Source organism: Algoriphagus formosus, assembly GCF_002807035.1.
Taxonomy (GTDB): domain Bacteria; phylum Bacteroidota; class Bacteroidia; order Cytophagales; family Cyclobacteriaceae; genus Algoriphagus; species Algoriphagus formosus.
Genome location: NZ_NIUC01000001.1, coordinates 724,174 through 738,217, shown reverse-complemented (window position 1 = coordinate 738,217; position 14,044 = coordinate 724,174). Strand labels below are relative to the sequence as shown.

The following is a 14,044-nucleotide window of genomic DNA, read 5'->3' as shown; positions in this document are numbered from 1 at the left end:
AAAGTAAAAAATTTGCTATGAAATGCAAATTGCTGTATGTTTACGGCTCGATTAGGCTTTTAATCACCCAAATCAAGAAAATTTAGCCTTTAAGTCGTCCATCCTGTCAAAAATGAAAGAAAAAGGGATCAACAGCACGTTCAAAAAGCTCATCTTTGAGTCATCAGAGATGGTGTTTTTGGCTGATGATACCTATCCTTATAGTATTTTCTACTCCAATGAATCCTTTGAAGAATCCATCGGCTCTAATCTGAATGATAAAAGCCTCATAGGATTGGGCTTAGATATTAGCAATTATATTTTCAAAGAGGAGCTTCAGCTAGTTCATGATGGTCGTGAGTTTTCTTTTCGGCTAGAACTGCCACAGGATGCAGGGACAAATTATTTTCTTTTTTACAAAGGCAAGGAATTGAAAGCAAAAGGCCTTCCTTCAGGACCTGAGATTCAGCAATTTTTCAAACGTCAGCTGGATTTATTGGCTGTCGGAAAGCATGATTATTTAACCTATCTCAATCCTGCTGTGCTTCCCGTACTTGGTTACCATGCGGAGGAATTATTGCAGGGAGATCTTTGCTACCTGATTCATCCGGATGATCTGACAAGGGTTAGGAAGATTTGGAAAAAGGGGAAAGCTCAGCAAATGGAAACCTTTTTCCATGCTAAGATCAAAGGAAAAGATGGGCGATTCAGATATTTGGAATTCTCTGTTCAGTTTTCTGAGAATAACTTCAATTTGATAGCTCGGGATGTATCGGAAAGCTTGGCTGAGAAGGAAGCCATTAAAAAAGAACTGGAGCTTCAGCAAAAGGCGGCTATCCACGGACCAGCTGTTGCCTTTCATTTTGATGCTACTGAACATAAGATCGACTGGGATAAAAAAAGCCTCTCAAAATTTGGGATTTCTTCCAAAAAGGATCGAAAGTCGCTCTTGGAGAAGATCAAGTCTATTTCCGAAGAAAGTATCAACATCGATAAGGTAGAAAAGAAATTTGCTTGGGGGCAGCGATTTTTTAGTCTTTTGATGAATAAAGAGGAAGGAGCTGATGGAAAGGATCTTTGGGTTGGTGCCTTGATTGACGAAACTTCCCAAAAGCTTCTTGAAGATGAAAAGGATTTATTCAAAAGCTTCCTCGAACTGTCAGCCGAGCCTATTTTGGTTGTAAAAGGAGACGGAGACTTTTTTTTCCAAAACCAGATTTTTTCAAACCTGCTTCATACTGAAGATTTTGAGATTAAGAGTTTGGATGACCTCTGTCAAGTTTTTGAAGAATGTAGTCTATTGCAATCTTGGTTTGCCTCTCATCAGGATGGCAATGAAATCAAACCATGGCTTGGAGAGGCGAGCTTTCCAAACGGTAAATCTGTAGTTTTAGAATTATCCTGCAAGCTGCATCAGACAGCTAAGGACTCCTATCGGATATATTCATTCAAAGATGTTACTGAGAAGAGTTCCCTTGAGAAAACGCTGGAGGAGAGTAGCAATTTCTTGATCAACTTGACCGAACAAGTGCCTGGTGGGCTATACCAGTTGGTTTTGGATCAAAATGGGAAAATGAATTTCTCATTCCTATCAAAGGGAATTTCATCTGTTCTTGGAATATCCGAGTCAGAAATCGAAGAATTCAACGATATCACCTCAGCCCTTACTAAGGTACACACGAAAGATATTCCAAATCTGGTCATGAGTACTGTGGCTTCTGCTCGTAAGCTGGAGCCTTGGCAGTGTCAATTCCGAGTTAGAGATGAGAAGGAGCCAAGCGGATTCAGATGGGTCATGGGTGCAGCCCGTCCTCAGGTTTTGGAAAATGGGGATATGGTTTGGTACGGCTACCTGACTGACATAAGCAATCAAAAAGAGTTTGAGTCCAAATTGGATGATGCCCGTCAAACTGCTGAAAAGGCGAGTCAAATCAAGTCAGACTTCTTATCAATGATTAGTCACGAGCTTCGCACTCCTTTGAATGCCATTTCGGGATCTGTCTATTCGTTGAAACAAGAGAATCCAACTGATTCCCAGTTGAACACGCTTCAGACAATCAGTTTTGCAGTGGATAACTTGATCATCATGATCAATGATCTGCTCGATTTCCAAAAAATAGAAGCAGGTAAATTATCCATAGAAAATGCTCCTTTCCATCTTTCGGAAACGATCAACCAAGTCTTGAAAGGACTTGCTTTCCACGCTAGAGATAGTAAGAATCAATTGAATCTCGATATAGATCCTAATCTCAATGTGATCGTAAAGAGCGATAAAACCCGTCTTTCTCAAATTCTAAATAACCTGATTACCAATGCTTTGAAGTTTACCCATGAAGGTCAGGTAGATGTTAGAGCTAAATTCTTGGGACAAAAAGGAGATCGAATCAAGATTCATTTTGAGGTGCAGGATACAGGAGTAGGAATTGCAAAAGAGCATCAGGAAAGAATTTTTAACGATTTTGATCAAGTTAAGCCTAGTTTCAATTCAAAATATGGAGGCACAGGCCTTGGGCTATCTATAACCCGAAGACTTTTGAAACTCATGGGATCAAACATTTCCCTGGAGTCCGAAGTAGGAAAAGGATCTGTCTTCTATTTTGATATGGAATTTGAACTTGATCAAGATCAAACTCCCAAAGGAGTAATCCTTAATGGATTTAACCGTGATTTTTCTACGCTGCATCTTTTGATGGCGGAGGATAATGACGTGAATGCACTAGTCTTGGGCAAAATCATTAAGAAGTGGGGCTACACCTACGACAGAGTACCCAATGGAAGCTTGGCAGTGGATGCAGTTCAATCCAAAAATTACGATTGTATTTTGATGGATATCCAAATGCCGGTCATGGATGGCTTTGAAGCTACTGAGCGCATCAAGGCTATAAAAGATATCCCGATTATAGCCCTTACAGCCGCAGCAAAGCTTGAAATCATGGAGCGAATTGAATCCAGTGGATTTGATGGATTTGTAGCGAAGCCGATTGACGCAGCAGAACTATTGAAGGCAATCAAAGAAGTGGTTTCCGCAAAAAGCCATCAATTCTGAGCTTTCAGATAATATTCCTCTAATAATTCCATTTCTGGATAGTCTTTGTACAGAGGGTCTAGAAGTTGCCTAGCTGAAATAATATCCTCTTTCAAGACATAATAAATACCCTTATTGCGAATAGCAAATGGGTTGTCCTCCTTCATTTTTAAACTTCGGTTGATAAACTCTATTCCTTCCTCCAGATCTCCCAAATACAAGAGATAAAGACCTTTATTATTATAAAAATAAGGCTGGGAGGTATTCAATGAAATAGCTTTCTCCACGTCCTCAAGAGCTTCTTGGTAGTTTCCTTTTTCAAAGGCAATCAACGATTTGACATTATGAAGATTCGGCTCCAAAGGGTTGATTTCTTGGGCTTTATCCAGCAATGAATCAGCTTTTGAGAAGTCTTTTTGGTAGTAAAAAATTGTAGCCTGATTCACGAGCAGGTCGCTATTTTCAGGGTTTAGCTCTAAGGCTTTCCCAAAGGAATCGATAGCCTTGTCAAACTCGCCGAGTTTTTCAAAAACCAATCCTCCCAAGAAGAATCCTTCCCAATTCTCCGCCTGATTCTCCTGCATCCAAAGGGCATCTTCTCGGGCTTTGTAAAATTCACCATTATCCAAGTAGGCTAGGCCTCTCTGAAAATAGGCTTGATCCTTCTCCTCTAGGTATCGAATGGCTTCAGAAAAATCCAATGTTGCTTCCTGAAATTGACCTAGCTGGATATGGGCCATAGCCTTATTGTACCAGGCGTCTCCATAAGTTGAGTCAATTGAAAGTGCTTCGGTATAAAACTGAATGGCAGATCGAGGGTCGTTTTCATCTAGCTTTTCATTTCCTTTTAGTAGAAAACGACCTTTTTTATCCTCATCCGTATCACAGGAAACTGCGAATAGGAATCCTATCAGCAAAAAACTAATCTGCAGGTATCTCATCTTTTGGTTTGGGCTTTTCCTTTTTATCACTTTTATCTTCGCCCAACATAAATGCGAACGGCTTTGTTTCCTCACTCAGATCAAATATTTCTCTTAGAATCGCCAGGGTAGGTATGACCAAGATCATTCCAGCTACTCCCCAGATGGTTCCGCCTATCAGGAGGCCCAAGAAGGTGATAAAGGCATTGAGATTGACATTCCCTCCGACGATTTTTGGGGTAAGGAAATTTCCCTCGATCACTTGGATAATCTGATAAATGACCAGAACAGCAATCGGGTAGAATAGACTGTCTTTGGTCAGAAATGAATAAACGATCGGAAGAAGTACTCCAAAGAAAGGACCTACGTAAGGAATGATGTTAAGAATGGCACCTAATACCCCGAAAAAAATGGCGTGCTTGATTCCTAGAGCGGTGTAGGCTGACACATTCAAGATCGCCAAAATGATCATCACCTTCCCCACACCAACGATGTAGTGCTGGATGACTTTTCGAAGGCTTGTAATTCGCATTTTAACCAGAGTAGGATCATGATCTCGATAGATCATAATCATCATTTGCGCTAGATGGTCTCGATAGAGAAGCAGAAAAAACATAAAAACAGGAATCAAAATAATTCCCGATAAAGAGCCCACTGTTTTCAGCGCAAAATTGGAGATGCTTGAACTATTCTCGTCAAGAATATTTTTGATGTATTGCAGATCCGCTTTCTCTTGGATGGCAAAATCCATCCCTAGGGTTGAATTCGTCCATTCATCTAAATCATGGGCATAGTTGGATATTTTATCCGATACATTATCAAAGTCATTAGAGAAGGCAGCTACATTCCCAATTATGAAATATAAAAGTCCTCCGACTACGAGCGTCATCATCAAAAGAGAAATAAAAGAGGATAGGGTGCGAGGGACTTTTTTTGACTCGAGCCAATTACTGATCGGAGTGAAGAGAATGGCGAAAAATCCTCCCATAAACAGCGGTACCAAAATGCTCTTTCCAACGATTAAAAAGAAAACCGTCACAATGATGAAAATCATTACCAAAAGTGCCTTTACGTAGGCTGGGACCCAGATTCCTCTTTTCTTCATATTCATGATGCTTAGGTTTTGCTATTTAAATCAGACCTGCCCTTTTCAATAAGGCATCTGGTTTGGGTTCCCTTCCCCTAAATCGCTGGTAAAGTTTGGAAGGGTGTTCTGTTCCACCTGCTGAAAGGATATTTTTAGCGAAGGATTCGGCAGTCTCAGGATCGAAGACTCCTTTTTCCAAAAACAACTCAAAAGCATCCGCATCTAGTACCTCAGCCCATTTGTAACTGTAATAACCAGCAGAATAGCCTCCTTGGAAGATATGTGAAAAGGCCGTACTCATAAGGGTGTTTGGTACTTTTGGTAGTAAGTCCGTCTTTTCCATGACATCCTTTTCAAAGCTTGCTATATCTTCGATTTTGGATGGAACCTGATGATGGTACGCCATATCCAAAAGTCCAAAACTGATCTGACGGACAGTTTGATAGCCTTGTTGGAAGTTTGCGGCCTTTTTGATTCTATCGATTAATTCTTGAGGGATTTTTTCTCCAGTTTCAAAGTGAACCGCGAAGAGGTCCAAGCATTCTTTTTCGTAGCACCAGTTTTCAAAAATCTGGGATGGTAATTCCACAAAATCCCAATACACGCTCGTACCGGAAAGAGAAGAGTAATTACTTTTTGCTAGCATGCCATGCAGCGCATGTCCAAACTCATGAAACAAAGTCGTTACCTCATTGAAGGTCAGGAGGCTAGGCTTAGTTTTGGTTGGTTTGGTAAAGTTGCAGACAATGGAAACATGGGGTCTGTGATCTTTTCCTCCTAATTGATATTGGCCCTTGTAACTAGTCATCCAAGCGCCATTTCGCTTTCCAGCCCGAGGGAAAAAATCTGCATAAAATACAGCTAGATGCTTTCCATCTCGATCTTTGACTTCATAGGCTGTCACATCTGAATGGTAAACAGGAATGTCCTTGTTTGGTGTAAACTGAATCCCGTATAGCTTTCCGGCAGTTTGGAATACTCCATCTACGACCTTCTCTAATTGAAAATAGGGGCGGAGTAGCTCATCATCCAACTCATATTTTTCCTTTTTGAGCATCTCGGAGTAGTAGGCAAAATCCCATCGCTCCAATCTTTCGATTCCATCCAGTTTTTTGGCAAAAGCCGCTACTTCAGATACATCTTCTTCTGCTTTAGGTTTTGCTTTTTCTAGCAAGTTTTCCAGAAACTCCAATACCTCTTTTGGAGTTTTTGCCATCCGCTCTTCCAGCACGAAATGAGCATGTGATTGATAGCCGAGTAGTTTGGCTCGTTCATAGCGAAGTTGGAGGATATCCTTTATCACCGATTTATTATCCAATTCATCGCCTTTAGAAGATTTGGTGTTGTAGGCGATGAAAAGTTCTTTACGCAATTCACGGTTTTTTAAATAAGTCAGGGCCGGGACATAAGATGGATAATCCAGCGTAAATGCCCATTGTCCTGCTTTTCCCTTTTCTTCAGCAGTCTGTGCTGCAGCCTCTTTGATACTATCCGGAAGTCCCGCTACCTCGGATTCATTTTCTACAAATCGCACATATCGATTGGTTTCAGCTAGCACATACTCTCCGAATTTCAGAGAAAGCTGAGCCAGTTCCTGATCGATTTTGCGAAGCTTTTGAGAGTCTTCCTCATTGAGATTTGCTCCATTTCTCACGAAAGACTTATAAGTCTTTGACAAAAGCGTCTCTTGTTCCGGGCTCAAGTCAAGCTGCTCTTTTTGAGAATGAACCTGCTCAACTCGTTCGAAGAGTGCCTTGTCCAATAGGATATCATTAGAATGCTCTGTCAAAAGTGGGGAAATCTCCCTTGCAAGCCTTTGGATCTCCTCATTGGTTTCTGCAGAATTCAGATTGAAAAATATTCCTGCAATCACTCCAAGCTTTTCCCCAGCCCGGTCCAAAGCTTCAATAGTATTTTCAAAAGTTGGTAGAGGGGCAGCTTTGATTGCTTTTATTTCATCCTTGGCAAGTTCGATTGACTTTTGGATAGCGGGCAGGAAGTGCTCAGTCTTGATTTGGTTAAATGGTGCTGTTTCAAAAGGTGCTTCAAATTTGTCCAATAAAGGATTATTCATATTCATCGAGTCTTTTTTATAGGTTAATCAGGAGCCTCCCATTTGGGTTCAAGTAAATGCCCCACTTTTTTCAATTCGACTGCTAATTTATCCATTTGTTGATGAAAGCTGTCAACTTGCCAGGGATGATGTGGGATTTTTTCAGCTTCCGCTAAAGCAATGCGGTAGGTTTCGAAATCCCCCAAGCCATAACTAGCCTCTGCTTTGTTGACCTGAATCCAATATTTTTCTGCTTGATAGTATTCTTTGAGTTCTTGGCCGTCCTTATTCCCATTTTGCATCCGTTGGAGATCTCCGGCTTCTTTTTGATTGATTATCGGCCAATCTCGTTCGCAGAGAAATAGTACTCGCTGCCAGGTCCTCCGTGCAAAAACCAGATCTGCAATCCTCTCCTGATCATTAGTGGCAATATTCGAAGTAGCTCGATAGAGTAAGGTCAGGGCGAGATTTACACCATTATATCGATTATTAAGCAGGTAGTAACTTCGCTGATAATATAAAATCGCATTTTCCAAATGCTGATTCCCTTCACCCACCTCGTATAACTTTTTCTCAACTGCTCCTGCCAGAGAAACTGTTTCAGCATCATTCGTATGGGCCAAATTGATGGAATTCAATAAATCGAGCGACTTATGCAAGGAAGAAACGGTATCGGGAAGGGCTGCCTTGTAAGTACAAAATGCCAATCGATGGATGATGTAACTATCGTTTTTTTCCCCTGAAAGGGTTCTTACGGTCTCAAAAAGCTGCTTTGCCTTTGCAAACTCTTTCACCTCGATTGCATCTTCTGCCTCCTGAATCAGCAAGGAAGTAGCTACTCCCAAATTCTCTGATGCCTTTTGTGGGGTTTGTGCAGCTTTTGCCCGGCCAATTGCAGCATCTATTTGCTCCTGCACCTTGGGAGGTACCAATGAGTTTAAGAAAGTATAAACGGGACTGTCGGTTTTCTTTTTCCCTAATACCGTATCAATCAGCTTACCCAGTGCTTCTCTAAAGCGATGAACTTCTTCAAAATCAATAGCATCTCCTAAATGCTGATAGCTAGAAATGGAAAGGTGATTAAGATTAAATGGATTGACAAACTTATCCTCGGAAATGACAATCGTGGTAAATGGCCTCAAGGCATGGCGTACTCCTAATTCGTAGAGTGCATTTGGATTGGCCGTCGAAAGATCCGCGATGACTAGATCCGCCTCAAGCAATTCCTGATACATTTTCACATCGATATTGCCCGAATGAGGGATCTCATCAGCTCGGAAACAATCAAGACCCCTTGATTCAACCACGGGTTTGACAAGGAGGCGATAGGATTTATCCAGATTGAGCTTTCTGCCATTGACGTAGTCGGTCTTGATCCCAAAGCCCATCACTACAAAACATCTTTTCTTTTGTGGCATAGGTTAAAAATGAATGTAACTATCTGAAATATAAATTTTTATTGTGATTTTCTTTTATAGAAATAAAAAATCCCGAATTTCTCCGGGATCTTTTTGATTCAATATTCAAAGTCACAACTCATACTTTCCATCCCAATTGGGGCACCATCTGGAATTTTGAGGGCTTCTGGCGAGGATATTTCCTGTGGAAGCTCGAGGAAGCTTTCAATCTTATCAGAAAGGTAATCGCGATGCATGGCAAGCATACCATTTGGTCCGCCCATTTTGGAGATTTCTTCTAATTCTGCTCTCACAATAGCTCTAACAGAATTCGAAGCATCCCGATTTTTGGACAATGCGATTAAGTAATCTACATATTTTGCTTCAGTCATCATTTTGATTTCCTGCTGTAAATCCACGCGGTTAGTGTTGGAAAACAGCTGAGCAGTCACTTTGTCCAAAACAGATTCGAGACTCGGAAGATCAGCATTTTGCATAGCCTGTAGGTGAAGACGATTGGCTCTACCGCTTTCCAAAAGGAAGGTGAAAACCGCATCTGTCACACTCTCTGCCGGAGCGATAGGATCGAAGACTGGGCCAGTACGAGAGACAAATGTTTCTCTATTTCTGCCATATCCATAAGGTCTTGGTGGGATCAAAGCCAATATATGTTCTGGCACTTCCAATTCACGCGGACTGATTGTGCGAAGTAGGGCATCAAGAGCTTCTTCTTGTTGAGATGCTGGAATCCAGGTGTGATTTGGCTGATTATCTCCCTTGATTTTATAGGTATAGTCCAAGCCACCAATCAGTTTGCTTGTCGCCTCCACTTGATAGCGATGCATGAGAAACAAAGGAACGAGCACTTCTTCCAGCATAGCATGTGGTGTACCTTCTGGGATGGCATTTAGTCCAAAAGATGCTAGTTTGTTTTTTCTAAGATTTAGCATCCTGTTAAGTTCTTCTGCTGCCGAAGCACCATTGTCCCACAGATGGGAGCGGGGATGGGCTCCACTTGGGTCTCTGGAATCAGAATCTGTGATAAACTCATATCCTGCAGCGTAGGTGTCTTCCAAGGTTTTTTCCAAAAACTCTTCCTCACTTTGTCCTTGAGCCGGAGTTCCGTAGCCATATTTGATCGCCCACTTATCCCATTCGCCAATTTTGTCATCATAAGCTTGGGAAAGATCAAGTTCTCCATTGGATGCTTGAGTAATGTAGGGATGAGGATAATCCATGACAGAAGATCGACCTTCTGCGGATGTAGCATAACTGTGAGCCAGACCAATGGTATGTCCAATTTCATGTGCTGAAAGCTGGCGTAATCTTGCCAAGGCCATTTCTAGCATTCTCGGATCTGCTGGTTTTCCGTCTTCAAATGGTTGCAAAAGACCTTGAGCAATCAGGTAGTCTTGGCGTACTCGCAAAGAACCCAAAGAAACCTGTCCTTTGATGATTTCTCCTGTTCGAGGGTCTCTGACACTACTTCCGTAGGACCAGCCTCGGGTAGAGCGATGAACCCACTGTATGACATTGTAGCGTACATCCATCAGGTCCATTCCTTCAGGAGCCATTTCAACCCGGAAGGCATTCTTGAATCCTGCTGCTTCAAAAGCTTGACTCCACCAGTTGCCGCCTTCTATCAGTGCTGAAGCTACAGGCTCAGGAGTTCCTCTATCCAAGTAATAAACTATAGGCTCTACAACTTCCGAAACAGCCGCATTAGGGTCTTTCTTTTCCAAGCGATGTCTGCTAATGAATCGCTTCATAATTGGATCAGAGATCGGGGTAGTGAAATCCATATAGCTGATCGAGAAAAATCCACCTCTTGGATCAAATTCTCGAGGTTGGTATTGATCATCAGGAAGTTTGATGAAGGAATGCCGCTGTCTCACGCTCACTGCATCCGGACTAGGTGTGACGGATCGAATCAATCCACCTGTAGCATTCCCGGTGAGGGTGATGGTCGCTTCTACCTCTGTGTTCTCAGGGAAGTTCTTGATCATGTCAAAGTAGAGGCCTGATCGAGAATTATCAACTCGGTAGGTTCCTTGTCGTCTTTGGCTCAGTCTATCTCCAACTCCATGGACATCCTGCATGTAGAAGTTGGTGGCATCTACTATTAGGCTTTCTCCATCTTTTTGGCTGATCTCAAATCCCCATAAAATTGATTCTGCAAAAGCATCTTGAATCGATTTGACCTCATAGGAATTATCCGAATAGGCTCTGAAATCATAGTTTTTGTGAACTAGGAAAATCTTGTTGCCCGATCGTCGGAATTCTACAATTCTCGTGTTTCCGAGTTGGCCGCGATCGAGTCCGATGTCATTGGACCCTACGCCTGCTGTGAGTGAATTGACATATAGAAACTCTTCTTCCAAGTCCTCGATTTGGAGATAAATTTTACCTTTCTCCCGATCGAGATAGAAGTCTACAAATCCTTCATTCTTTTCAAACTTGCTAAGATCCAGCCCTTGCGAATAGGTCAAGGAAATACTGAACAGCAAGCTGAAAGTTGTTAGTAATATTTTGTTCATAAGGTTTGATGGTCTTTTATGGAAAATTATCAAAAATGAAGGGACATTGCCTACCATTGATGGAAATTTAGCGATTTAAATAGTATCGAAGCAAAAGTGTGGTCTCAGTTTGTCGGCTGCCTTGAATTTCCTGTAGTCCAGAACTGATTTTTTCCCGATCAGTAAATGAAGTTCGGGCAAATCGAAAATATAGCCTAAGCTTTCGACTCAAATCATACTCACCCAAAAGATAATAGCGCTGTCCCTGGCCAGAAAATGCCGGAATGGAAAAGGTCCAAAGCACATGGTTTTCAAAAGCATAAATTCTGCTATCGAAGTCATCCGTATCAAAAAGTGCATAGCGACTGGTGATTTTCCATTTTTCTCCAGCAAATCTTAAATCTTGGATAATCATAAATCCATTGCTTGAATTACTGCCAAAATCAACTCCTGTCCACCAAATCCTGCTTCGAGTAAATAGATTTTTGGTCAGTTGAATATCCAAGTTCAAAAGGCCTGTTCGTCTTCGTATGGCTTGACTGCGGTAGGGGGTAGCCGGCTCATTCAAATCTGGAAGATTTCGATCTTTTTGCTCTTCTCTGAATTGAACAAAAGCATTCAAGGTACGTGATGGACGATAACTCAATCTAGTCAGCCATTCATAGCCGGTTGAAGGGTTGTATAACCTAAATCTCAGCCAAGGAAATCTGAAAAAATCATAGTAGGCGTTTAGCTTCCATTTCTTGTCAGGACGCACTTCCAAGCCCATGTAGACTCCCCGCTCATTGATAGGGCGGGTACTTTCTGCAAAAGCATTCCCATAAAAGCTATGGAAGTTTTTCCCGTAATTTCTCCACAGGAGGGAAAAGTCAACTTTCGGACTAAGACTGGAAATCATTCCGATCACGGTGCCATTTCCTCCGGAAGCTGAAAAGGCACTTTCTCCAAAAAAGAGAAAGTTTTTCCAATTGTAATTGAAATAAAAACTTCCCAATTGATTACTCCTTCCCCTGAATTCAAACTGATTGTAGCGCCTCTGTTGTGGTATCCAGGTTCTATCAAAAGCAGTGTGGAGAAAAGTAGCACCTATCTGTGCCCTAGAAACTGGCTTGTACTGAATAGCACCTCCTAGACTGAGTTCACGGAATTGATTTTTGGTGGCTAGTTCGGAGGGAGTACGATGAAGCCCGCTTTGATTGAATGAGCTAATAAGGTTGCTGGTGTCTTCAAGGCTGTCAAGAGCTTCTCTAGTACGACCATCACGAGGAGCGAAGGACGCCAAAGCAGTAAATTCCCATTTTCGATGCTCATAGGTCGCGGCAGCACCTCGAAAGAATCCAAACTCCAATGCGGCTGTGTAAGGGAGGATTCCCACGCTACTACGCCGGACAGTAGGCACTGTTTCTGCACCTTTGCCTAAAGTGTACCCTGCGCCATAGACCAATCCCTGACCGAATGAGGCTTGAAAATCTCCCAATGCCAGGGTTTTCCACTTACCAACTTTGTAGCGTTGAAAATGGAAGGAGAAAAAATTGAAGCCGTAGCGGCGGGTTGTTGGATCCCAAGTGAATTGCTCGCCAGCATCTTTGTCTAAAGTAAATCCAAGACTAAAATCCCTCGCATGCTGAATCCGAAACCTCAGGTATAGGTCATTTGGATCACCCAAATACCGGGAAGAAATACGTCCTGTACTACTCGTGTCCGCTGGACTAAAGCCTCTCCTTTGCTCCCAGACTCTTCTGTGCCTAAAAATGAAATAGGCTTGTTCTTCTTCAGATAATCGCTGCCAAAAACCCTTTGTTCGTTGATTTTTTTCCTCCAATGTCACAAAGGGAAGTAAACGCTCAATAGTGACAGGGTCAAATTCAGGAATTGCCTGAAGTTCATAAAGGGAAATCAGATCGCCATGTTGGTCTCGGTATTTGAAAAAGCTCTCGATCTGATTTGGATTCAGAAGGTAACTCGCCTGCAAGCTTTCATAATCCGCCCGATTCAGATTGATCGGGTTGAGGTAGAGTTGGAGCAGGACTTCGTAAATACTTTCATAGTCAATATCATCCTCAGGAATGGGGAAAAGACGTTCGATGAGATCTTCCGGGTTGATTTCAGGTTTTGGAGGTGTTTGAGCAAATGCAATTTGACCTGAAACGAATAGAATTAAGGCCGATAGTCCGATTTTCCTCAGTCGTTCCATCGGTAGAAAAGGCTAAGGTGATGTGTGTTTCCTAGGGCTGATTGATTGCCATAGGAATAGTCAAAACCGTAAGATTCTTTTTGAATTCCAAATCCAGCAAAAATCTTGGCTGGCTGAGAATTCACACCCGTTCGAAGGATCACCCACTCTTTCAACCGATATTCGATTCCAGCCTTCACGATGGGGTCTTGAAGGATATCCTTTTCAAACTCCAGTAAAAGACTGACAGACTCGGAAGGGAGATAATGAAGTCCCAATTGCACCGAGGTAGGCATTCTGCTTTCGCTTTCTGGGCTGATCTTTCCTCGATTGATATTGCTGATATGCGCTCCTAGGAAAAGGGATGGACTCAGCTCTGTCACGCCTCCAATGCTGACTACCAATCCCCCCGCACTTCCAAATCCTTCGATTTGCGTTTGCGCCCATTCCAGCTTTATTCCAAAGCTGCTGATCCCAAGCGTATTTGAATATCCCACACCCAAAGTTTGCTGATTGAGCAGCGGACCACCAAAGCGGCTAATTCCTGCACCAAAAGTTCCCCAAGTATTCCGAAAACTTCCAGCTAGACTAAAGGTGGAAAGTTCCTTGAGATTGTATCGGTGATCATAGCCAGCCACCATTCCCGTGTAGCTTGCCCGGTCCAAAGCTCCGATATTATTGAAGTAAGACCAGGTGTCCGGAAGGTGAACCCGCATATTTCCCAAAGCGATCATTCGGGCGCCGTGAGTTTGGGTCAGAGGGTCGTTTTGTGCAAAAGCAAATTGAATAATCCCCCAGGTCAAAATAAAAGTCAGGACCTTTTTCATCGGAGTCAATTAAAAGTCTCCTTTGAATTTAGGTTAAAAAATAAATAACTACAAATACTTGTAATTA

The 14,044-nt window shown here is 42.3% G+C and carries 8 protein-coding genes; 1 reads left to right on the top strand and 7 read right to left on the bottom strand.

From position 1 onward, the window contains the following. Positions 1–112: 112 nt before the first annotated feature. Complete coding sequence (locus CDH51_RS03295; protein WP_100627233.1) at positions 113–3,025, top strand: ATP-binding protein; 2,913 nt, start codon at positions 113–115, stop codon at positions 3,023–3,025. Here CDH51_RS03295 and CDH51_RS03290 read toward each other — a convergent pair. The 7 genes from CDH51_RS03290 to CDH51_RS03260 all read right to left on the bottom strand — a co-directional run bounded on the left by CDH51_RS03290 (position 3,016) and on the right by CDH51_RS03260 (position 13,977). After that, positions 3,016–3,945, bottom strand: coding sequence for a tetratricopeptide repeat protein (locus CDH51_RS03290; protein ID WP_100627800.1), 930 nt, complete (start codon positions 3,943–3,945; stop codon positions 3,016–3,018). The genes CDH51_RS03295 and CDH51_RS03290 overlap by 10 nt on opposite strands. Continuing rightward, positions 3,926–5,035: an AI-2E family transporter gene (locus CDH51_RS03285; RefSeq protein ID WP_100627232.1), complete on the bottom strand. Its 1,110-nt coding sequence runs from the start codon at positions 5,033–5,035 to the stop codon at positions 3,926–3,928. The genes CDH51_RS03290 and CDH51_RS03285 overlap by 20 nt, the downstream gene beginning before the upstream one ends. A gap of 19 nt (positions 5,036–5,054) precedes the next feature. Further along, positions 5,055–7,085 (bottom strand): M3 family metallopeptidase, encoded by a 2,031-nt coding sequence (locus CDH51_RS03280; protein WP_100627799.1) that lies wholly within the window; start codon positions 7,083–7,085, stop codon positions 5,055–5,057. Between the two features lie 23 nt (positions 7,086–7,108). Further along, on the bottom strand, positions 7,109–8,482 hold the full coding sequence (locus CDH51_RS03275) for a tetratricopeptide repeat-containing protein (RefSeq protein ID WP_100627231.1): 1,374 nt from the start codon (positions 8,480–8,482) through the stop codon (positions 7,109–7,111). Between the two features lie 98 nt (positions 8,483–8,580). Continuing rightward, on the bottom strand, positions 8,581–10,998 hold the full coding sequence (locus tag CDH51_RS03270; protein WP_100627798.1) for a zinc-dependent metalloprotease: 2,418 nt from the start codon (positions 10,996–10,998) through the stop codon (positions 8,581–8,583). A gap of 67 nt (positions 10,999–11,065) precedes the next feature. Then, positions 11,066–13,171: a helix-hairpin-helix domain-containing protein gene (locus tag CDH51_RS03265; protein WP_100627230.1), complete on the bottom strand. Its 2,106-nt coding sequence runs from the start codon at positions 13,169–13,171 to the stop codon at positions 11,066–11,068. Continuing rightward, complete coding sequence (locus CDH51_RS03260) at positions 13,159–13,977, bottom strand: PorV/PorQ family protein (protein WP_100627229.1); 819 nt, start codon at positions 13,975–13,977, stop codon at positions 13,159–13,161. The genes CDH51_RS03265 and CDH51_RS03260 overlap by 13 nt, the downstream gene beginning before the upstream one ends. Between the last annotated feature and the right edge of the window lie 67 nt (positions 13,978–14,044).

Excerpts from the sequence above, each read along its gene's own strand:
- CDH51_RS03270 (WP_100627798.1), bottom strand. The coding sequence starts at position 10,998 with ATGAACAAAATATTACTAACAACTTTCAGCTTGCTGTTCAGTATTTCC.
- CDH51_RS03260 (WP_100627229.1), bottom strand. The coding sequence starts at position 13,977 with ATGAAAAAGGTCCTGACTTTTATTTTGACCTGGGGGATTATTCAATTT.
- CDH51_RS03275 (WP_100627231.1), bottom strand. The coding sequence starts at position 8,482 with ATGCCACAAAAGAAAAGATGTTTTGTAGTGATGGGCTTTGGGATCAAG.
- CDH51_RS03285 (WP_100627232.1), bottom strand. The coding sequence starts at position 5,035 with ATGAATATGAAGAAAAGAGGAATCTGGGTCCCAGCCTACGTAAAGGCA.
- CDH51_RS03265 (WP_100627230.1), bottom strand. The coding sequence starts at position 13,171 with ATGGAACGACTGAGGAAAATCGGACTATCGGCCTTAATTCTATTCGTT.
- CDH51_RS03290 (WP_100627800.1), bottom strand. The coding sequence starts at position 3,945 with ATGAGATACCTGCAGATTAGTTTTTTGCTGATAGGATTCCTATTCGCA.
- CDH51_RS03295 (WP_100627233.1), top strand. The coding sequence starts at position 113 with ATGAAAGAAAAAGGGATCAACAGCACGTTCAAAAAGCTCATCTTTGAG.
- CDH51_RS03280 (WP_100627799.1), bottom strand. The coding sequence starts at position 7,085 with ATGAATAATCCTTTATTGGACAAATTTGAAGCACCTTTTGAAACAGCA.